The organism is Nioella ostreopsis, from assembly GCF_004000255.1.
GTDB classification, from domain to species: domain Bacteria; phylum Pseudomonadota; class Alphaproteobacteria; order Rhodobacterales; family Rhodobacteraceae; genus Nioella; species Nioella ostreopsis.
On record NZ_RCIQ01000003.1, the window covers coordinates 259,174 to 280,122 of the forward strand.

Consider the following 20,949-nt stretch of genomic DNA (forward strand, 5'->3'; position numbering starts at 1 on the left):
TTCCCTATGCCCCCAAGCTCGTCCACCGTATTGTGCCCCCTCCCGCGCAGTCGGCTTCCGAGATGAGACGGCTATGGGCGAGGCCCCGATTACTGGCGAAACTCTGCCATTGCCGAATGCGCAATGCCTCTCTAGCTTCGACATATTCGAATGTCGGGGACCGCGAATGGAACGTAGCAAGCTCAGTCTCAAATGGCTGGAGGTCTTTCAGGCGGTGGCTCGCAGCGGCTCTGTTCAGGCGGCGGCGCGGCGGCTGGAAATCTCGATCAGCACCGTGTCGCACCATCTGGCCTGCCTTGAGGACGCCGTGGGCGTCGCCCTGATCGACCATGGCAAGCGCCCGATGAAACTGACGCAAGAGGGCGACATCCTGCTGAGCCGCGTCGATGACTCGCTGATGCTGCTGCGCAAGGGGATATCCGAGGTTTGGTCCAAGGACCCGGCAGCGCTGATCCGGTCGCTGCGCATCGCGATGATCGAGGATCTGGATACCGACGTCACCCCCGCGCTTGCCGCCAGCCTGTCCGCCGCCCTGCCCGCCTGTTCGTTTTCGTTCCTGTCACGCCCCAGCCATGACATCCTGACGCTGCTGCAAAGCGACGAAATCGACCTTGGCATTGCTTCCGCCGCCGAATTCCGCGTCATGCGCCTGACCGAAGCCCCGCTCTTGCGGGACCCTTACGTGTTGGTCGTGCCCAAGGGCCGCAAGGACTCGGCCGGGGAATATCTTGGTGCGCGGGTCGATCTGCCCTTCCTGCGCTATTCGCGGAAACAGCTCATGGGCCGCCGGATCGAGGCGCAGTTGCGGCGGCAAAGGATCGACCTGCCCTCGCGGCTGGAATTTGAAAGCACCCCGGCCATCCTGTCGCTGATTGCCGCGGGCGAAGCCTGGACCGTCACCACAGCCCTGAACGTGGCCAGTTCCGACCGCCATCACGACCGGATCGCCATCATGCCGCTGCCGGGTCCGGGCTTTGCACGGCGGCTATCGATCTTTCGGGCCGAGGATCTGCCCCAAAGCCTGTTCGAGACACTGGATGGCACGCTGCGCCCCTTGCTCGAAGACCGGATCATCGCGCCGATGGTGGCCGCGCATCCCTGGCTGGCAGATGAGTTCAGAATTCTGAACCAATAGGTCAGTCGCGGATCACGCCGGGAAACAGCGCCCTGATCTCCGTGTCGCGTGCGGGCGACAGGTATTGCGGATCGTGTTCGGAAAGGATCGTCCGAACACGGGCCCTCGCCCGCGCCCACATGTCCGGCGCGCCCTTTTCCGCCCAGGTGATCGGCGCGTCCCGGTCGGCAAGCTTGGGGTAGAAATAGTCCCGTTCCATCGCGGCATGGGTCTGGTCGGCGCCCAGAAAATGCCCCTCGCCCAGGACCACATCGCAGATTGTGTCAAAGCCGAGCGTGTCCTCGCTGACCTCGACCCCGCGCAGCATCCGGTAGATGGCGGCGTGCATCTCATTGTCGATCACGAACGCCTCGAAACTCGCGCCAAGCAGAGACGCCGTCATGCCGGAGCTTTCATAGATCAGATTGCCCCCCGCCAGCCCCGCCGCCAGCGCGGTCAGGGCCTTTTCCATGCCATATTGCGCGTCAATGGCCTTGGCATCGGTCATCGAGGCTGCCACGCCCGACGGCAAGCCAAGCCAGTTCGACAGCTGTGCTGAAGCCGCGTTCATCACCGCGATCTCTCCACCCCCGCCCGCAAACGCCCCGGTGCGCAGGTCGATGACCAATGGCCAGTTGGAAAACACCATCGGATGGCCGGGTTTCAGCGCATGAACAATGACGAGGCTGGCCAGAGTTTCGGCCAGCGATTGCGCCAGAAACCCCGCCAGCGTCGCCGGGGCCGTTGCGCCCGATTGCGCGGCGGTGATGCAGGACATGGGGATGTTATGGGCGATGCATTCATAGACCACATCCACCGCATCCTCCCCGAACCGCATGGGCGAGATGACGGGGCTGATATGCGCCTTGACGAACGGTCTCTTGCTGAATGCGCCCTCTCCGCCTGCCACCACATCCAGCATCTGCACGATCGGGGCCACGTGATGGGCCAGCGTGAAGGAGGTCGCGACCGGTTTCGTGGTGTTGCTGACCAGCGCATGGACCGTGTTCACATCAAGCGTGAACTCGTCGGGCATGTCGGTCGCCACGCAGCAACGGGTGAACCAGCTGACATTGGGCAGGGTGTCCTGAACCCGGGTGAAATCGCGTAGGTCCTGCAGGGTTGAGGGGCGATAGAGCCCGGTGTCCATATCCAGGGTCTGAACCGCCGCGCCTCCGGTTCCGAAATGGACGGCATCGCCCCCCACCTCTATGGATCGCGCCTCGTCCTGCCCGTGCAACACAAAGCGTTTGGCGGCGCGGGCAATGGCGTCATCCGTCAGCGAACGGGGAATCAGAACGCGGCCGTTTGCAGCCTCGACCGCGCCTGCCGCCAGCAGATCGCGGCGCAGACGCTCGGGCACCTCGCCCATGCCAAGCTCTGCCAGCAGGCGCAGAGCGGTGTCATGGATCGCCCGCAACTCCAGCTCTGTCAGCGGCGCATATTGTCCGCCGCGCTGCCCCGGAGGACAGGGGTTCGCAGGGCCCCTTGCCCGCGCCGCCAACCGGTCGCGCCGCCCGCCTGATCGCCTGCCCGCTGGCTGCATGTCATCTGCTCCTGTCCTGCCTGACACGAGCAAAGCCTCGTTGCAGACGGTCTGGCAACTCAAACCGCATGGGCTGGAGGATTTCTCAGACTTGTTTCGACTTTCTCGAAATCACGACAGGGCCCTTGCCGCTCTGCGCGTCTGCGCTGACAGTTCCACAAAAGCCAGAGGACAAAGCCCCATGAAAACCCGCACCAAGGCCGTCGTGATCGGCGGCGGCATCGCCGGATGCTCCACGCTCTACCACCTGACGCAGGAGGGCTGGACCGATGTCATGCTGCTGGAGCGGGATGAGCTGACCTCTGGCACAACCTGGCATTCTGCGGCGCAGGTGACGAATTTCGGCATGAACCAGACGATGGTGGGGCTGAAAAGCCATTCCATCGCGCTCTACAAGGAACTGGCCGAGGACCCGGACTATCCGATCAACTACCACCACGGCGACGGAGGCATAAGGCTGGCGAATACCGAGGCACAGATGGATGGCTACCGCCATTTCGCCTCGATGGCGCGGGGGATGGGCGTGCATTTCGAGGTGATCGACGCCGCCGAATGCGCCCGGCGGCATCCGCTGATCTCGACTGACAATTTGATTGGCGGGCTTTGGGATCCACTGGATGGCGATATCGACCCCGCGCAGCTGTGTCAGGCGCTGGCGCGGCGCGCCCGCAATGCCGGGGCCGAGGTGCACAGGCACACGCCCGTCACCGGGCTTCGGCAGTTGCAGGACGACAGCTGGATCGTAGAAACCCCCAAGGGAGAGATCCACGCCGATGTGGTGGTGAATGCCTGCGGCTACCGGGTGAACGAGGTCGGTGCCATGATGGGCGTGCATCACCCGGTCATGTCGATGGAACACCAGTATTTCCTGACCGAAGAAATCCCCGCCATCCGCGACGCAGGCCACCGGATGCCGCTGCTGCGCTGCCCGATCAGCGATTATTATTGCCGTCAGGAAAAGAACGGCCTTCTGCTCGGGTTCTACGAACAGGGCTGCAAGACCTGGGGGATGGACGGGATTGACCCGAATTTCGTCAACGCGCTCTGCCCTGACGATCTGGACCGGGTCACCGACGTGCTGGAAGGGGCATTCGCCCGCATGCCCGCATTGATGGAGGTGGGCGTGCATACCGTCGTGAACGGCCCGATCACCTATACGATTGACGGTGCGCCGCTTGTCGGCCCCATCCCCGGCAAGCGCAATGCGTTCTGCATCATCGGCCTGCGGGCCGGTCTTGGCGAAGGCGGCGGGCACGGCTGGCTTCTGGCGCAGCAGATCGTCCATGGCGAGGCCTGCTATGACACCTGGGTGCTGGACCCGCGCCGCTTCACCGGCCACGGCAACGTAGAGCTTTGCGCTTTGAAGGCCGTTGAGGATTACCAGAACGAGTTCCGCTTCCACTTCCCCCATGAACACCGCCCCGCAGGCCGCCCCGCCAAGACGACTCCGCTGACGCCGGTTCTGGCGGCGGAAGGCGCGGAGTTTACCGTGGTGAATGGCTGGGAACGGATGGAGTTCCTGAAACCCGCCCCAGATTTCCACGAAACGCTCGGCTTTCGCTTCAACGAGGTCTTCGACATCGTCGCGCGCGATGTGAAGGCGGTCAGCGAGGGCGTGGGACTGGCGGAAGTGAACGGCTTCAACCGCTACGAGATCACCGGCGCGGATGCCCATGATTTCCTCGACCGGATGATCTGCGGGCGGGTGACGCGCAAACCCGGCAAGGTGGGGCTTGGCTATCTGCTGAACCATCACGGGATGATAAAGTCAGAGGCCACCATCGCCAATCTGCCTGCCTCGGATCGCGGTCCCGCGCGCATCTGGTACGGCTCTGCCGCCGCAGCGGAACAGCATGACATGGACTGGCTTACACGGCATGTGCAGCCCGGTGAGGATGTGGAAATCCGCTCGCTCACCAATGACATGACAATCCTTGTCCTCGCAGGCCCGAAGGCCCGTGACGTGCTGTCCGCCGTATCGCGTGGCGACTGGTCGGCGGCGGCCTTCCCGTGGCTCTCTGTCAGGGAATGCTTTGTCGGCATCGCCCCGGCAACCGTTATGTCGGTCAGCTTCTCGGGCGAGCTGGCCTATGAAATCCACGTCCCCAACAACCAGCTCTACGCAGCCTATCTTGCCTTGCGAAAGGCGGGGGAGGCGCATGGGCTGCACCTCTTCGGTGCCCGCGCCATCGAGTCCATGCGGATGGAAAAGGGATACCTGCACTGGAAGGCCGATCTGCTGACAGAGTTCGACCCGTTCGAGACCGGGTTGGAGCGTTTCGTTCGGCTCGACAAGGCTGATTTTATTGGCAAATCCGCGTTGATGGCGCGACATGCAGATGGTCCTCGCCGCAAGCTGGTCACCCTTCAGGTCCATTGCGAGGATCGTCCGGCGACGCCGAGCGCCTCTGTCATGGTCGGGGACCGCGTGACCGGAACCGTCACCTCTGGCGATTGGGGGCACCGCGTGGGGCTGAACCTTGCTTACGCCTTTCTGGACCCCGATCTGGCCACCCAAGGCACGAGGCTTGAACTCGATCTTATCGGCGACCGGATCGCGGCAGAGGTCATCGCCCCCTGCCCCTATGACCCGCAGAACCTCCGCGTTCGGGGCTGACAGGGCCATCGGCAAACACATGCCACACGCAGATGTGAGGCCGCGATGGCCTTGCAAACCTTGCCGAAAGCCCCGATGACACCCAAATAAACGGATCTAAGCCCGGACTATTTCGAATCGGAGACGCGACATGCTCAGCAGGCGCCATTTCATTATGACGACGGCGGCCCTGTTTTCGGCCCCGATTGCGGGACCAGCCTTGGCAACACCGTCCGAGTGGGACACCTGGGATGCGATGGTCACCCCCGCGAATTACAATCCTGCGGTCACCAACCCCTGGGGGATTGAGCCGCGTTTTCTGCCCACGCGGGTGGAGGCGAATGCCGGGCTGACTCCGGGTGATATCCATGTGGATGCTGTGGCGCGCTATCTCTACCACATTCAGGATGACGGCACCGCGATGCGCTACGGCGTCGCCATTGGCCGCAACGATCTCTATGAACCCGGCACCTACACGGTTGGTCGCAAGGCGCGCTGGCCCTCCTGGACGCCGACCGCTAACATGATCGAACGGGAACCGGGCGTGTATGAGCAATATGCCGATGGCATGCCCGGCGGGCCGCAAAACCCGCTCGGCGCGCGGGCGCTTTATCTCTATGTCGGGCAGCGCGACACTTATCTGCGCATTCATGGCACACCGCAGCCCTGGTCGATTGGCCGTCGCGCCAGTTCCGGCTGCGTGCGCATGGTGATGGCCCATATCATCGGGCTTTATGACAATGTCGATGTGGGCGTGACCGCCACGCTTTACCCCGCCGATGACTGGGTCACCGCCGAGAGCTGAGCCTTCCTGACATCAGGTTCCTAGGCCTGCCGCCGCTGCATCCGCGGCGGCAGCTTCTGCCGCAAGTCGTTCGGCTTCTGCCGCGGCAGCGATCTCTGCCGCCTGTTCGCTGCAAATCCGCCGCCCTTCCGTGGTGCGCAGCGGCAGGTAGGTCGTTTCAACGGGACCTGAATAGCGATACCAATAGCAGCCATCCTCGGGCAGGATGCGAACAGAGGACAGGCTCTGCGTTGGCTCCACCATCGCGATCAGCTCCTCCGTCACCTCAACCGGCAGTCCCGGCAGGCCATCGTCTTCCGGCACCGGCTCGGCGCAGGCGGTCAGGAAGAGCAAGGCGGGCACGACCGGAATGAGCTTTGAAATCTTCACGTTAAGGTCTCCGAAAGAATAGCTGTCTGTTGACGGAGTTTTGCACGAACCACCGGCCCACGGCAATGCTCCTCCGGCACGGTTTAGGTGCACGCTGTTGCGCCGGCCGTCTGTCCGGCGAGAGTTTCCGCCGATTGGCGCACCACTTCCGCCACCTCTCGCAACTGATCGGCCAGCGGCGTCGTGTTACGCCAGATCATGCCGATCCGCCGGGACGGGCGCGGCGCGTCGAACCGGGCCAGCGACACCGATGCCGACCGGGTTTCCACCGGCACCGCCATTTCCGGGATCAATGTCACCCCGATCCCCGCCCCCACCATCTGCACCAGCGTGGACAGGGAACTGCCATCGAGCAATTCGCGCGGCAGCGAGGAGTTCATGTTGCAAAAGGACAGCGCCTGATCGCGAAAGCAGTGTCCTTCTTCCAACAGCAAGAGCCGCATTTCCCGCAGGGTTTCCGCATTGGGCACCGGCTTGTCGGCATCGCCGCTCGGGCGGACCAGAATGAATTCTTCCGAAAAAAGCGGCACCTCGGTAAAGGAGGGCTCGGACACGGGCAGCGCCACGATGGCGGTATCGAGACGCCCCTCGGCCAGTTCCTGAATAAGACGCGGCGTAACCGTTTCCCTTAGCCGCATGTCGAGGCCCGGATAGCGGCGTGTCAGGTCGCCGATGATGGTCGGCAAAAGGTAAGGCGCGATGGTCGGAATGACCCCGATGCGCAGACGCCCGGTCAGACGGTCGCGCGATAGCCGGGCGAAATCCGCCAGTTCATCCGTTCCGCGCAGAATGTCCCGCACCTTCGCCGCAACATCCTCGCCAAAGCCAGTGAGCCGCACTTGCCGGGCGCTGCGTTCGAAAAGCGCCGCGCCAAGCGTTTCTTCCAGTTCCCTGATCTGAACGGACAAGGCGGGTTGAGAGATGGCGCAAGCCTCTGCCGCGCGCCCGAAATGACCGTGCTGCGCAAGCGCCTCGAAATATCTGAGCTGGCGGAGGGTGAACTGATCCATAATTTAAAGTTATTGCAACAATCAGAAAATGCAACTTAAACAAATGGATTGCATTTGTTAGAACCATTCCAGAATATGCGCATCGGGAGGAGGACGTCCTGCCTTTCAAGGACGCCGGAAAGCTCTGGCTGCCTTGATATTCAGGCGTTTTCCAGGACGGCGCGCAGCCCCGGAACACATTAGCGATTCCAGAATCGGAGGAAGAGATGGACGGAAATGATATGGGCAAATGCCCGGTAATGCACGGTGCCAACACAAAGGTGGAAACCGGCGTCACCGATTGGTGGCCACGCACGCTGAACCTCGACATTCTGCACCAGCACGATTCCAAGACCAATCCGATGGGGGCTGATTTCAGCTATCGCGATGCGGTCAAGGACCTGGATTTCGACGCGGTCAAGGCCGATGTCAGGGCGCTGCTGACCGACAGCCAGGACTGGTGGCCGGCCGACTGGGGCCACTATGGCGGTCTGATGATCCGTCTGGCGTGGCACTCCGCGGGCTCCTACCGTCTGGCTGACGGACGCGGTGGCGGCGGCTGCGGCAATATCCGCTTCGCGCCCCTCAACAGCTGGCCCGACAACGGCAACCTCGACAAGGCCCGCCGCCTGCTGTGGCCGGTGAAGAAGAAATACGGCAACAAGATCTCCTGGGCCGACCTGATCCTGCTGGCAGGCACCATGGCCTATGAGGATATGGGCCTGAAGACCTTTGGCTTTGCCTATGGCCGCGAGGATATCTGGCACCCGGAAAAAGACGTCTACTGGGGTGCGGAAAAGGAATGGCTGGCACCGAGCGAGAACCGCTACGAGGATCTCGACGATCCCTCGACGCTGGAAAACCCGCTGGCCGCCGTCCATATGGGCCTGATCTATGTGAACCCCGAAGGCGTGAACGGCCAGCCCGACCCGATGAAGACCGCCGCGCAGGTGCGCGAAACCTTCGCCCGTATGGCCATGAACGACGAGGAAACCGCAGCGCTGACCGTTGGCGGCCACACCGTCGGCAAGGCGCATGGCAACGGCGATGCAGGCGCTCTCGGGGCCGAACCCGAAGGCGCGCCGATCGAGAACCAGGGCTTTGGCTGGATGAACCCCAACATGGGCGGCAAGGCCACCAATGCCGTGACCTCGGGCGTAGAAGGCGCATGGACGACCCACCCCACCAAATGGGACATGGGCTATCTGGAACTGCTCTTCGGCTATGAGTGGGAGCTGACCAAGTCGCCCGCCGGGGCCAACCAGTGGAAGCCGGTCGACATCAAGGAAGAGCATCTGCCCGCCGATCCCTCCGATCCGTCGAAGAAGGGCATTCTGGTCATGACCGATGCAGACATGGCGATGAAGGTCGACCCGATCTACCGGGAGATCTGTGAAAAGTTCATGGCCGACCCGGCCTATTTCGACGATTGCTTCGCCCGCGCCTGGTTCAAGCTGACCCACCGGGATCTTGGCCCCAACACCCGCTATGTCGGCCCCGACGCCCCGGCGGAAGAGCTGATCTGGCAGGATCCGGTTCCCGCGGGCAGCACCGGCTATGACGTGGATGCGGTCAAGGCCGATATCGCGGCCGCGGGCCTCTCCGTGGCCGACATGGTGTCAACCGCATGGGACAGCGCCCGCACCTTCCGCCAGTCCGACTATCGCGGCGGCGCAAACGGTGCGCGCATCCGCCTTGCCCCGCAGAAGGATTGGGAAGGGAATGAACCCGCCCGCCTGGCAAGCGTTCTGGCCGCGCTGGAACCGATTGCCGCCAAGCATGGCGCAAGCGTTGCGGATGTCATCGTTCTGGCCGGCAATGTCGGTGTGGAACAGGCCGCCAAGGCCGCTGGCGTTGACGTTTCGGTGCCCTTCGCGCCGGGTCGTGGCGATGCAACGGACGAGATGACCGATGCCGCGTCCTTCGACGTGCTGGAACCGCTGGCCGATGGCTTCCGCAACTGGGTCAAGAAGGACTATGCGGTCACGCCGGAAGAGCTGCTGCTCGACCGCGCGCAGCTGATGGGTCTCAGCGCCCATGAGATGACGGCGCTGATCGGTGGCATGCGGGTCATGGGCACCAACCATGGCGGGTCCGCCCACGGCGTCTTCACCGACAATGTCGGCGCGCTCAGCACGGATTTCTTCGTCAACCTGACCGATATGGGCTTCAAATGGGTTCCGGCAGGCAATGGCACCTATGATATCCAGGACCGTGCCTCGGGCGACACCAAGTTCACCGCCACCCGTGTGGACCTAGTCTTCGGCTCGAACTCGATCCTGCGCGCCTATGCGGAGGTCTATGCCCAGGACGACAACAAGGAGAAGTTCGTGAACGACTTCGTTGCCGCCTGGACCAAGGTCATGAACGCGGATCGCTACGATCTGGCCTGATCTGACCGGCTGACACGAATGGGCCGTGCGTCGTTTCCCGCGACGCGCGGCCTTTTTCATGGGCGCGGGCGAAATGTTGCCCGAAGGGGGCGAGACCGGCGTTGTTTCCATTCAGCTTTGCCGGGCGGCCCTATAAGTTAACAGACATGCGCTGCCTGCCGATTCTCCTGCTATCCGCTGCCGCCCTGACCTTAACCGGTCCGGCCAGCGCGGATGTTTCGTTGCAGGTGATCGGCGCGGAGGGTGATCTTCAGGACGACCTGACCGCCGCCTCCCGCCTGATGGCCATCGAGGACCCGGCCACCCTGCCCGCGCAGGACGTGATCGCGAGCGCAAGGTCCGACTATTCCCGCCTGCTGGCGGCGCTTTACGAGCGCGGCTATTTCGGGCCCGAGATCTCCATCCGCCTCGACCGGCGCGAGGCCGCCGACATTTCCCCTTTCCGCGCCCCTGCCCCGATTCAGGACGTGGTGATCACCGTCACCCCCGGCACGCCCTTTCGCCTTGGCCGGGCCGAGATCGGCCCGTTGGCCCCCGGCACCGAATTGCCCGACGGCTTCACCCCCGGAGCCACCGCTGGCACCCGCGTGCTGCGGCAGGCGGCAGAGGCGGGCATCACCGGCTGGCGCGCCGAGGGGCACGCGACCGCCGCCATCGCAAGCCAGCAGATCACCGCCCGCCATGCGGATGCGGAACTGGACGCACAGATCACGCTCGACCCCGGCCCTGTTGCCAGTTTCGGCCAGCTTTTCCCGCAAGGCCAAGACCGGATGCGGCCAGAGGCCATCGCCCGCATCGCGGGCCTTCCGACCGGCGCCCGGTTCGACCCCGAAACGCTGGACCGGGTGGCCGGACGGCTGCGCGACACCGGGGCCTTTACCTCTGTGGCCCTCACGGAGGGCACACTTGCCCCCGACAATAGCCTGCCCATCGAGGCCGATCTGGTCGAGGCCCCGCTGCGCAGGCTTGGCTTCGGGGCGGAACTGTCCTCGACCGAGGGCGTGACGCTCTCCACCTATTGGCTGCATCGCAACCTCTTTGGCGGGGCGGAACGGCTGCGCCTTGACGGAGAGGTCAGCGGCCTAGGCGGTGAAAACGGCGGCTTCGACGCGCTGGCCTCAGCCGTCTATTCCATTCCCGCGGTGCTGACGCCCGACACAAGGCTCAGCTTCGGCGTGACGCTGGAACATCTCGACGAGCTGACCTTCACCCTCGACAGGATCGACCTGGAGGCCGGGCTGGAACACCGGTTTTCCGACACTCTCAGCGGGTCGGTTTTCGCGGAACTCAGCTATGGGCAGATCACCGACGCCTTTTCGACCCGAGACGTGACCATGCTGTCGCTGCCCGTGGGCCTGACATGGGACAGCCGCGACAACGCTTTTGACGCGCGCAGTGGCTGGTATGTCGACGCAACCCTGACCCCCTTTGCCATGGCCGAAGGGTCGGGCGGCGCGCGGTTCACGGCCGATGCGCGGGCCTATTGGGCTTTCGGGCAGACCAGCGGCACCCGTCTGGCGGCGCGTCTGCAACTGGGCACACTGGATGGCGGTGCGATCAATACCCTTCCCCCTGACTGGCTGTTCTTTTCCGGCGGGGCCGATACCGTGCGCGGCCAAGGTTACCAGTCGCTCGGTGCGATGCAGGGCGGCGTGCTGACCGGCGGGCGCAGTTTCTTCGGCACCTCGCTGGAACTTAGGCAGGATCTGTTCGGCAATTTCGGCGCGGTGCTGTTTGCAGATACCGGTTATGTCTCTTCCGGCCCTTACTGGGACGCAGGCGGCAGTTGGCATTCAGGCGCCGGGATCGGCGTGCGCTATGACACGCCAGTGGGGCCGATCCGGCTGGATCTGGCGACGCCCGTTAGCGGCGATGGCGTGGGTGAAGACCTGTATTTCTACATCGGTATCGGACAGGCGTTTTGATCCGGGCGCTGATCATATCGCTGGCGCTGCTGGTCGCCCTGCCGCTCCACGCGCAAGAGGATGACCGTGGGCGTCTTGTGCAGCTGATCGAGGGCGCGCTGTCCGATGGCAATGCCCGTCAGGTGCGGATCGACGGCTTTCAGGGTGCGCTCAGCTCCACCGCAACGCTGGATCTGCTGACAATCTCGGATGCGGACGGCGTCTGGCTGACCATCGAGGATGCAGAACTGACCTGGACCCGGTCAGCCCTGCTGCGGGGCGCGTTGGAGGTCGACCGCCTTGCCGCCGCGCGCATCGTGCTGGAGCGTCTGCCCACGGGCGAGCCCGACCCCGCCGCGCCTGAGGCAACGCCATTCGAGCTGCCGGACCTGCCGGTTTCCATTGCCCTCGGGGCGCTGGCCATTGACAGGATAGAGCTTGGCACATCGCTTCTTGGATTCCCTGTCACCGCGACCCTTGCAGGCTCGGCCAGCCTTGCCGAAGGCACCGGCGCGGCGGAGCTGACGCTTGCCCGGCTGGACGGGCCTGAGGGGCGCTTTGCCCTCCGGGCGGGCTTTCAGAACCAGACCCGACAACTGGACCTGTCGCTGGAGCTGGTGGAAGACCCTGGCGGCATCGCGGTCACGCTTCTGGGTATCCCCGACGCCCCCTCGGTCGCGATGGACATTGCCGGGACCGGGCCGCTGGACGATCTGACGATTGACCTGACCCTGGCCACTGACGGTGAACCACGGGTCAGCGGAACGCTGGTCTCTGCCCGGTCAGAGGACGGGACAGAGCAGATCACCGCCGCGCTGACCGGTGATCTGGCGCATCTGGTGCTGCCCGAATATCAAGCCTTTTTCGGATCTCGCACGGGGCTGGAGGCGGTTCTGACGCGGCCCGTTGCGGGTGGCACCGTGCTGGAAAGCTTTGCCCTGACCAGTCATTCGCTGTCGCTGGAAGGCTCTGCCGCACTCGCCGCCGACAACACGCCCCTGCGGTTTCAGGTGGCGGGTCTCATCTCGGATGCCAGCGGCGGCCCCGTGCGCCTGCCGATCGCCGGTCTGCCCGTCACCCTGACCGAGGCAAACCTGACGCTCGGCTATGACCGCGCGAATGGCAATGGCTGGACCGGCGAGGCCGCGATCTCCAACCTGCGCGCCGGAGACATCGGCGTTGACCGCGCCGACCTGACCCTGTCTGGCAGCATCACCCCGCCCGATGCGGGGGCCTTTGGCGTCACCGCCGATCTGCTGGCCGCGTTGGAGGGGCTGTCCCATTCCGACCCCGACCTGCGAGCCGCCATGGGCCGCACCGCGCGCCTGTCTCTGCGCGCCGACTGGCAGACGGGGGAGCCGCTGGACCTGACCCGGATCGCCATGACCGGCGACACCGCCACGCTGCTCGGGGCGGCCCGGTTCCGCACTGGGGACAGCGCCCTGATGGCCGAACTGGACCTGCGCGCAGCAATGCCCGACCTGTCTGCCTTCGCGGGGCTTGCGGGGCAGGATCTGGAAGGGTCCGCGCAGATGACGCTGCTGGCAGAGGCAGACCTGTTATCCGGTGCATTCGACGCAACCGCCGATCTGACCGCACAGGATTTGCGCGCGGGCGACGCGATACCGCCTGCCCTGATCGCGGGGGAAACCCGGATCGAAACCGCCCTGCGCCGCGATGGTGAGGGGCTGCATCTGGATCGGTTCGAGCTGACCGGATCGGCCCTGTCCGCCAGTGCAGAGGGTCGGCTGTCCTCGGGCACCAGCACGCTGTCGGCGACCGCACGGCTGGCCAATGCGGGGCTGCTGACCTCGGCCATATCCGGCCCCGTGGACGCCAGCCTGACCCTGACCCGCGCCAATGACACGATGCCCTGGACCCTGTCTGGCGAGGCCAGCGGCCAGGGCGGGCTCGCAACTGACGTGACCGGCCGGATCGGCCTGCCCGGCGGCGCGGTGGACCTTGCCCTGTCGGGCAGCCTGCCGCTGGCGCTGGCCGATCAGTTCATCTCCCCGCGATCCGTGCGTGGCACCGCGCGGTTCGACCTGACGGTCAACGGCCCCCCGGCGCTCTCCTCTCTCTCCGGCACCTTGTCCACCGGCGGCGCGCGGGTGTCCCTGCCCTCGCTCGGCATGGTGCTGGAGGGGCTGGACCTGACCGCCGGAATCGCGGGCAGCCGGCTGAGCCTGTCGGGCAGCAGCGGCATTCAGCCGGGCGGACGGATGACATTCGACGGGGCGCTGGACCTGACGGCCCCCGGCCTGCCCGGACGGGTCGAGATGACACTGTCTGCCGTTCAGGTGACCGAGGAAGACCTGTTCCAGACCTCAATCGACACCGCCACGATCACCGTCGATGGCGCCTTGGCCGCAGGCCCCCATGTCTCTGGCCAGATCACCCTGGGTGAAACCAATGTTCTGCTGGACGATCTCAGCTTCGGCGCGTCTGAACCGATCCCCGATATTGCCCATATCGGGGCGTCCGGTACGCAATATGCCACCCGCGACCGGGCCGGGCTGATCGCATCGGGCAATGGCGGCAACAGCGCGCCGGTGTCGCTTGACCTGACCATCAACGCCCCCGCACGGATTTTCCTGCGCGGATCGGGCCTGGACGCGGAGCTTGGCGGCAGCATCCGCCTTGGCGGCACCAGCGCCGCCGTCGCGCCATCGGGCCAGTTCGAGCTGATCCGGGGACGGCTGACCTTCCTTGGCCAGCGCTTCGATATTTCCGAGGCAACAGCGAGCCTTCAGGGAGGTTTCGACCCCTACCTGCGTGTGGTCGCAGGCACCCAGACCGGAGAGGTCACGGCATTGATCACCATCGAAGGCCCGGCTTCGGCCCCTGAACTGACCATCAGCTCCGTCCCCGATCTGCCGCAGGACGAAATCCTTGCCCGGCTCTTCTTTGGCCGCAGCGCGACGAGCCTGTCGCCGGTGCAGGCACTGCAGCTGGTCGATGCGGTGTCCGGGGTGGCGGGCGGTCAGGGGATCATCGGGGGCCTGCGTGACAGCCTCGGCGTGGACGATCTGGACCTGTCGACCGATTCCGAGGGCAATGCCAGCCTGCGCGTCGGGCGCTATATCTCGGACAATCTCTATACCGACGCAGAGATTGGCGCGGATGGCGAGGCCGAGGTTTCCCTGAACCTCGATCTCACCCCGAACATCACGGCACGCGGCGCCTTTGCCACCGATGGCGACAGCAGCATCGGCGTGTTCTTCGAGCGCGATTACTGAAGTCTGGAATGCGACGCGGCCGGGGGCTGTGGAAACGGGCCTTCGAAGGCCCGTCACAAGGCGCTTCGAAGCGCCTTTTCGCCCGGTCGGATCGGGCCGGCTGCCCTTGATCGCTAAGCACACCCGCCTGATCACGGCAGGGGGTCGCGCAGCGCTTCAGCAGGCCGCGACGACGATGACTTCCACCAGGTATTTCGGTGCCGCAAGCTTGGCCTCGCCACAGGCGCGCACCGGGGCGTGACCCGCGGGAACCCAAGCGTCCCAGACCTCGTTCATCTCGGCGAAATCGGCCATATCCGCCAGCCAGATGATGGCTTGCAGCATCTTGTCGGTGCCGGACCCCGCTTCGGCCAGCAGCCGCTCCACCTGTGCCAGGCAATCGCGGGTCTGATCGGCCACCGTGGCGCCTTCGCCAACCTGACCGGCCAGATAGACGGTGCCGTTATGCTTGACGAACTGGCTCATGCGGGTGCCGGTTTCGAAACGTTCGATCATGGGAATGTCCTTGATGATGGGTGTTGGCACCGCCACCATGGCGGGCCGGATGATGCTGCCTGCATAGCCATGCCCCAGACGCGCGACAAGCGGGGCTAGCGCGAAAAGCGATCCTCGGAGAACGCGGCAAGGTCCGGCGCGCCGCCCTTGCCCTCCAACCAGTCCGGCAGGCGCAGCGCATGGGCCGCTGCAAGGGTAATGCCGCTGTGGCAGGTAACCAGAAAGGCCCCGGGCATGTCAGCGCTTTCCTGATAGATCGGCAGCCCGTCCGGTGTCATGACCCGAAGCGCCGCCCAGGACCGCAAAAGCTGGGCCTTTGCCAGCGCCGGGACCGTCTCGACCGCCCGCGCCGCCAGCCGGGCCATCGCCCTTTGCGAGGAGCGGTCATCGAAGCCCACCTCCTCGTTCGTGGCCCCGATCTGGATCCCGCCCTCCTCCACCTGGCGCAGATCGACCGTGGGACGGTTGAGCAGTTTCGGCAGTTTCTCGGTGATCAGGATCTGCCCCCGCTGTGGCCGCACAAGCGCCCGAAACCCCAGCATCGGCCCAAGCGTTGCAGCCCCAAGCCCCGCCGCCAGCACGATCTTGCCCGCCTCAACCGTTTCGCCATCCGCGCAGGTCATGTGGAACCCGTCGGGCCGGTCCACCGCCACCACCTGCCTGCCAGTCAGAACCCGCCCGCCGAGGCGACGGAAATCATCTGCCAGAGCGCGCAGCAGCAGCAGCGGGCTGGTATGGCCATCCTCGGCATGCAGGATCGCGCCAACTGCCTTGGGACCGATCGCCGGTTCTTCCCGGCGCAGCGCATTGCCCCCCAGAATCTCGTAGGGGTAGTCGCCCCCAAGCCGCGCTTTCAGGCCTTCATAGGCATCAGCGGTCCGGGCCATTTCGGCATCATCGAAGAAAACCTCGTAGCCGCCATCCTGCCTGAGCCAGAGATCGCGCCCCGTGCCCTCGCCCAACTCTGCCGCGAAGGCGGCCCACAGCGCTGCGGAGCCTCTTGTCCACTCCGCATAGCGCGGCGCACGCATGCCCTTGCCCTGCACCCAGATCAGCCCGAAATTGCCCCGACTGGCGCGGAAATCCCCGTCGCTGCCGTCGAGCACGACCACGCGCAAGCCGCGCCGTTGCAACCCCCAGGCCACAGACAACCCGACGACCCCGCCGCCGATAATCGCATAATCCGCCTGCATTCCGCGCCCCTTCTCCTGCCTCCCATGAGCGACAGGCAGACCGGCGAAGTCAAGTCAGCGCAGGCCCTCGGGCATCCCGGCGCGCACCTTTATGGCCGCGTCATCTCGCACCGGGCCATAACCGCGGATTTCCATCGGGGCGGACAGAAGATCCAGCGCCGTCTCGGGGTCAGGGTGACCTTCCACATGCGTCAGGACGCGTTCGAACCACGTAAGCAAATCCCTGTCCAGGCGCCGATCCGCACTGAAGCGGAAGGGATCGGCCCAGGTGCCCCGCACCCTTCGCAGCTTGGCCAGACCTTTGAGGACCGGCCGCACCCAGGGGCCGACACTCCGCTTGACAGGGCGCCCCCGATCATCCCGGCGAAACGACAGGAGTGGCGGGGCAAGGTGATGGACGACGCGGAAATCGCCCTCGAACTGCTCGGCCAGTTCCTGATCGAATCCGGTCTGGGTAAACAACCGAGCGACCTCGTATTCGTCCTTTATGGCCATCAGCTTGAACAGCGATTTCGCAGCCGCAACGACAAGCTCATCCCCGGCCTCGGGCACGGCCTTGCGAAAGGCGGCGATCCGGTCGGTGAAGCGGCGTGCATAGGCGGCGTTCTGATAGGCGGTGAGGAAGTCGGCGCGCGTTGCAATCACCTCGTCCAATGTCTCGGCCTGCGGCTTCGCGCCACCCAGATACGGTTCCAGCACCTCAGGCCGCGCCGCCATCACCCGCCCAAGATCAAAGGCCATTGCGTTCTTTTCCACCGCCACGCCGTTGAGCAGAATGGCCTGTTTCAAAGCAACTTCACTGACCGGCACCAGCCCTTGCTGATAGGCCGCGCCAAGCAGCATGATATTGGCGAAGACACTGTCCCCCATCAGGTTTTCCGCCGCTTGATTGGCGTCGAAGGCCATCACATCCTCGCCCACGGTGGCCCGGATCAGCGCCTCGCGTTCGGCTATCTTCAATTGCGCGTCCCGGTGCAGCACCAGATCACCGGTTGGCATCTCGGCCCGGTTCAGCACCACGCGCGTGCCCTGCCGGTAATGGATGGATGCCTTGGGGGACGAACAGACCACTGCATCGCAGCCAATGACCGCAACCGCCGAAGCGCGCTCGATCCGCACCTGATGGATCGTGTCCGGGCTGGCACCGATCCGCACATAGCCCAGAACCGTGCCGAATTTCTGCGCAAATCCGGTGAAGTCCAGCACGCTGGCCCCCTTGCCTTCCAGATGCGCGGCCATGGTGATCAGCGCGCCCACGGTCACGACGCCGGTGCCGCCAACGCCTGCGACCAGCAGATCGAAGGGGCGGGACAGGTTGGGCGCGTCTGGCACCGGCAGCCCGGCTTTCAACGCCTCAAGGTCCAGCGCCACCGGCGCGGGTTTGCGCCGCGCACCGCCTTCTATTGTCACGAAACTGGGGCAGAACCCGTTCAGACAGGAAAAATCCTTGTTGCAGCTGGACAGGTTTACTCGGCGCTTGCGGCCGAACACCGTCTCTCGCGGCTCGATCGACAGGCAGTTCGATTCAACCGAACAATCGCCACAGCCCTCGCAGACAAGCGGGTTGATATAGGCAAAGCGCTTGGGGTCCTCAGCCTTGCCCCGCTTGCGGCGGCGGCGCTTTTCGGTCGCGCAAACCTGTTCATATAGAAGAACCGAGACGCCTTTCACCTCCCGCAACTCCCGCTGCACCGGCATCAGCTCGGCCCGGTCGTGAAAACTGGTGCCCTGGGGAAAGTCTCCACGCCGGAATTTGCCGATGTCGTCCGACACCACTGCGATCCGGTCCACCCCTTCGGCCCGGCACGCCTGAGCCACCGCGGTGGGGCTGACGGGGCCGTCCACCGGCTGCCCGCCAGTCATGGCCACGGCGTCATTATAGAGGATCTTGTAGGTGATATTCGCCCCCGCCGCGACTGCCTGCCGGATGGCGAGAGACCCGGAATGATACCATGTCCCCTCGCCCAGATTCTGGAACCGATGCCCGCCGCCGGTAAAGCGGGACGCCACAGACCAAGGCACCCCCTCGCCGCCCATCTGCGCATAGCCGAGCGTATTGCGGTCCATCCAACCCGCCATGACGTGACACCCGATCCCGGAATTGGCGACGCTGCCGTCGGGCAGTTTGGTGGAGCTGTTGTGAGGACACCCCGAACAGAAATAGGGCGTCCGCGTCGCGCCCGGAACACTCAGCACCGGGGCGGGAGTCTCCGTCAGGGCGCGGGCCTTGTCCGGCAGGTTTTCCCCTGGGAAGAACGCGTGCAGGCGTTCGGCCACAACGGGCACCAGCGACAATGGGCTCAACTCGCCCATCCAGGGGATCAGCGGATCGCCCGCTGCCCGGTGCTTGCCCACCATGCGCTGCGGCTTGTGACCGGGCCAGTCATAGAAATATTCCTTGAACTGGCTTTCGATGATGCCGCGCTTTTCCTCGATGACCAGCACCTCTTCCTTGTCGGACACGAAGGCCAGCGCATCGCGGCGCGCCAGCGGCCAGACCAGGCCGACCTTGTAGATGTCGATGCCGAGCCGGCGGCAGGCGGCCTCATCCAGATCGAGCAGCCGCAGCGCCTCCATCAAATCGAGATGCCCCTTGCCGGTGGTCACGATCCCATAGCGCGCATCGGGAATGTCGTAGATCCGCCGGTCGATGGGATTGGCCTCCACGAAGGCCTCGACCGCGTCCAGCTTGGCACCGATGCGGGTCTCAATCTCCGGGCTCGGCATGTTGGACGCGCGTACATGCAGGCCACCCGGCGGCGGCGTGAAGGCGGGCTGGACGAATGCGCGCTCTGCCGGGATCTCGACAGACTGGCCTGACTCAACCGTTTCCGAGATCGCCTTGAACCCGATCCAGGCGCCGGAAAACCGTGACAGGGCAAGACCATAGGCCCCGAAGCTGAGATATTCCCCGATGCTGGCGGGGTTCAGGGTCGGCATGAACCAGGACATGAACGCCACATCCGACTGGTGCGGCATGGAGGAGGAAACACACCCATGATCATCCCCCGCCACCACCAGCACGCCGCCCTTGGGCGCGGAGCCATAAGCGTTGCCGTGCTTCAACGCGTCGCCCGACCGGTCCACCCCCGGTCCCTTGCCGTACCACATGGAAAACACGCCCTCGACCTCGCAATTCGGATCGAGCGAGGCCTGTTGCGCGCCCAAGACCGCCGTCGCGCCGAGGTCTTCGTTGACGGCGGGCAGGAAGTCGATCCGGTTTTCGGCAAGCCGCGCCGTCTGCCGCCACATCTCCTGATCCAGCCCGCCAAGCGGCGATCCGCGATAGCCCGAGACGAACCCGGCGGTCTTCAGCCCCGCCGCCCGGTCGCGCCGCGCCTGGTCCAGCATCACCCGAACCAGCGCCTGCGTCCCGGTCAGGAAAACCCGCCCTTCGGTCCGGGCATAGCGGTCATCCAGGTGATAGGTGTCGAAATGCGGCGGATGCGCGGTCATTCTGTTCTCCTGTCCAGAAACGACACAGTACCCCGAAATGAATGGTCATTTTGACCAATCCACTTGATGCTTTTGTCAATTCTTGGAATATTCATCCGTGATACGCAGGTTTACGGAATTCACATGTCACAGATTGACGAGATCGACGACCAGATTCTCCAGGCCCTGCAAAAGGACAGTCGCATCTCGAATGCCGATCTGGCCGAGAAGGTGGGACTGTCCGCGTCGTCCTGCTGGCGACGGGTGCGGGCGTTGGAAGAAGCGGGTGTGATCGAAGGCTACGGGGTGCGCATCAATGATGCGAAGCGCGGGCTCGGGTTCAAGGTCATCGTCCATGTTCAACTGACCCGCCACGACCCGGAACAGCTGACCGCCTTCATCCGCGCCGTGAAACACCGCGAAGAGGTGCGCGCCTGCCATGCCACGACCGGTCAGGCAGATTATCACCTGCACATCGCCTGTGCCGATATCGACGCCTATAACCGCTTTCTCGAACAGTTCCTGTTCCGCATCCCGGCGGTGGCGTCTGCCCAGACCAATGTGATTCTGCGATCCGTGAAGGAATGAATCCGGGGAATCACCCGCCATCCGATCGAGCGTCACACGCGAATCCCCAAACGACACGCGCCCTGTAAGCGTGATTTTCACACGTATTTTGGTGTTATCGTTTGTTATGGGTTGGATCGGGGTGTTATCGACTTTTGACACGTTCGGGTGGTTTGCCTGCGAGCGAGGGGGTGATCCGTGCGGTGCGGATTTGGGTAGTTGGGTTTAGAGTGCTGATTTTGTTTGATTATCTGTTTCGTGTTATCCGATAACATGGCCGCCTGAGTTCGTGTTATTCGATGAC

Annotated in this window: 13 protein-coding genes; 7 read left to right on the forward strand and 6 right to left on the reverse strand. The window is 64.5% G+C overall.

Features of this window, described 5'->3' with window-relative positions:
- Nucleotides 1-166 precede the first annotated feature (166 nt).
- Nucleotides 167-1,135: a LysR family transcriptional regulator gene (locus EP237_RS05360; RefSeq protein ID WP_164744625.1), complete on the forward strand. Its 969-nt coding sequence runs from the start codon at nucleotides 167-169 to the stop codon at nucleotides 1,133-1,135.
- 1 nt (nucleotide 1,136) lies between these two features.
- Here the strand turns inward: EP237_RS05360 and EP237_RS05365 are convergent, their stop codons facing one another.
- Nucleotides 1,137-2,660, reverse strand: a complete 1,524-nt coding sequence (locus EP237_RS05365) for a trimethylamine methyltransferase family protein (RefSeq protein WP_127558868.1) — start codon at nucleotides 2,658-2,660, stop codon at nucleotides 1,137-1,139.
- Between the two features lie 181 nt (nucleotides 2,661-2,841).
- Here EP237_RS05365 and EP237_RS05370 point away from each other — a divergent pair, with 181 nt between their 5' ends.
- Nucleotides 2,842-5,277, forward strand: coding sequence for a GcvT family protein (locus tag EP237_RS05370; RefSeq protein ID WP_127558870.1), 2,436 nt, complete (start codon nucleotides 2,842-2,844; stop codon nucleotides 5,275-5,277).
- 130 nt (nucleotides 5,278-5,407) lie between these two features.
- Nucleotides 5,408-6,061, forward strand: a complete 654-nt coding sequence (locus EP237_RS05375; protein WP_206052249.1) for a L,D-transpeptidase — start codon at nucleotides 5,408-5,410, stop codon at nucleotides 6,059-6,061.
- A 12-nt stretch (nucleotides 6,062-6,073) separates the two neighbouring features.
- Here the strand turns inward: EP237_RS05375 and EP237_RS05380 are convergent, their stop codons facing one another.
- Both EP237_RS05380 and EP237_RS05385 read right to left on the reverse strand, forming a co-directional pair.
- Nucleotides 6,074-6,430: a hypothetical protein gene (locus tag EP237_RS05380; protein WP_127558872.1), complete on the reverse strand. Its 357-nt coding sequence runs from the start codon at nucleotides 6,428-6,430 to the stop codon at nucleotides 6,074-6,076.
- Between the two features lie 83 nt (nucleotides 6,431-6,513).
- Nucleotides 6,514-7,440 (reverse strand): hydrogen peroxide-inducible genes activator, encoded by a 927-nt coding sequence (locus tag EP237_RS05385; protein WP_127558874.1) that lies wholly within the window; start codon nucleotides 7,438-7,440, stop codon nucleotides 6,514-6,516.
- A 206-nt stretch (nucleotides 7,441-7,646) separates the two neighbouring features.
- Here EP237_RS05385 and katG point away from each other — a divergent pair, with 206 nt between their 5' ends.
- From katG to EP237_RS05400, 3 genes are all read left to right on the forward strand, one after another.
- Nucleotides 7,647-9,812 carry a catalase/peroxidase HPI gene (katG, locus tag EP237_RS05390; RefSeq protein ID WP_127558876.1) on the forward strand — a complete coding sequence of 722 codons (2,166 nt, stop codon included), beginning with the start codon at nucleotides 7,647-7,649 and terminating at the stop codon, nucleotides 9,810-9,812.
- A 146-nt stretch (nucleotides 9,813-9,958) separates the two neighbouring features.
- Nucleotides 9,959-11,737 (forward strand): autotransporter assembly complex protein TamA, encoded by a 1,779-nt coding sequence (locus tag EP237_RS05395; RefSeq protein WP_127558878.1) that lies wholly within the window; start codon nucleotides 9,959-9,961, stop codon nucleotides 11,735-11,737.
- Nucleotides 11,734-14,955: a translocation/assembly module TamB domain-containing protein gene (locus EP237_RS05400; protein WP_127558880.1), complete on the forward strand. Its 3,222-nt coding sequence runs from the start codon at nucleotides 11,734-11,736 to the stop codon at nucleotides 14,953-14,955. Before EP237_RS05395 ends, EP237_RS05400 begins: the two co-directional genes overlap by 4 nt.
- Nucleotides 14,956-15,111: 156 nt before the next feature.
- Here EP237_RS05400 and EP237_RS05405 read toward each other — a convergent pair whose 3' ends face one another.
- From EP237_RS05405 to EP237_RS05415, 3 genes are all read right to left on the reverse strand, one after another.
- The gene (locus tag EP237_RS05405) at nucleotides 15,112-15,450 is read right to left on the reverse strand and encodes a RidA family protein (RefSeq protein WP_071690090.1); all 339 of its coding nucleotides are present in this window, start codon (nucleotides 15,448-15,450) and stop codon (nucleotides 15,112-15,114) included.
- Nucleotides 15,451-15,545: 95 nt separating this feature from the next.
- Nucleotides 15,546-16,643: an NAD(P)/FAD-dependent oxidoreductase gene (locus EP237_RS05410; RefSeq protein ID WP_127558882.1), complete on the reverse strand. Its 1,098-nt coding sequence runs from the start codon at nucleotides 16,641-16,643 to the stop codon at nucleotides 15,546-15,548.
- 54 nt (nucleotides 16,644-16,697) lie between these two features.
- On the reverse strand, nucleotides 16,698-20,099 hold the full coding sequence (locus tag EP237_RS05415; RefSeq protein ID WP_127558884.1) for an indolepyruvate ferredoxin oxidoreductase family protein: 3,402 nt from the start codon (nucleotides 20,097-20,099) through the stop codon (nucleotides 16,698-16,700).
- A 123-nt stretch (nucleotides 20,100-20,222) separates the two neighbouring features.
- Between EP237_RS05415 and EP237_RS05420 the strand changes: the two genes are divergently transcribed.
- Nucleotides 20,223-20,666, forward strand: coding sequence for an Lrp/AsnC family transcriptional regulator (locus EP237_RS05420; protein ID WP_127558886.1), 444 nt, complete (start codon nucleotides 20,223-20,225; stop codon nucleotides 20,664-20,666).
- Nucleotides 20,667-20,949 lie beyond the last annotated feature (283 nt).

Coding starts and splice junctions, on each gene's coding strand:
- EP237_RS05410 (WP_127558882.1), bottom strand. CDS start 16,643: ATGCAGGCGGATTATGCGATTATCGGCGGCGGGGTCGTCGGGTTGTCT.
- katG (WP_127558876.1), top strand. CDS start 7,647: ATGGACGGAAATGATATGGGCAAATGCCCGGTAATGCACGGTGCCAAC.
- EP237_RS05405 (WP_071690090.1), bottom strand. CDS start 15,450: ATGATCGAACGTTTCGAAACCGGCACCCGCATGAGCCAGTTCGTCAAG.
- EP237_RS05395 (WP_127558878.1), top strand. CDS start 9,959: ATGCGCTGCCTGCCGATTCTCCTGCTATCCGCTGCCGCCCTGACCTTA.
- EP237_RS05360 (WP_164744625.1), top strand. CDS start 167: ATGGAACGTAGCAAGCTCAGTCTCAAATGGCTGGAGGTCTTTCAGGCG.
- EP237_RS05375 (WP_206052249.1), top strand. CDS start 5,408: ATGCTCAGCAGGCGCCATTTCATTATGACGACGGCGGCCCTGTTTTCG.
- EP237_RS05420 (WP_127558886.1), top strand. CDS start 20,223: ATGTCACAGATTGACGAGATCGACGACCAGATTCTCCAGGCCCTGCAA.
- EP237_RS05385 (WP_127558874.1), bottom strand. CDS start 7,440: ATGGATCAGTTCACCCTCCGCCAGCTCAGATATTTCGAGGCGCTTGCG.
- EP237_RS05370 (WP_127558870.1), top strand. CDS start 2,842: ATGAAAACCCGCACCAAGGCCGTCGTGATCGGCGGCGGCATCGCCGGA.
- EP237_RS05365 (WP_127558868.1), bottom strand. CDS start 2,660: ATGCAGCCAGCGGGCAGGCGATCAGGCGGGCGGCGCGACCGGTTGGCG.
- EP237_RS05415 (WP_127558884.1), bottom strand. CDS start 20,099: ATGACCGCGCATCCGCCGCATTTCGACACCTATCACCTGGATGACCGC.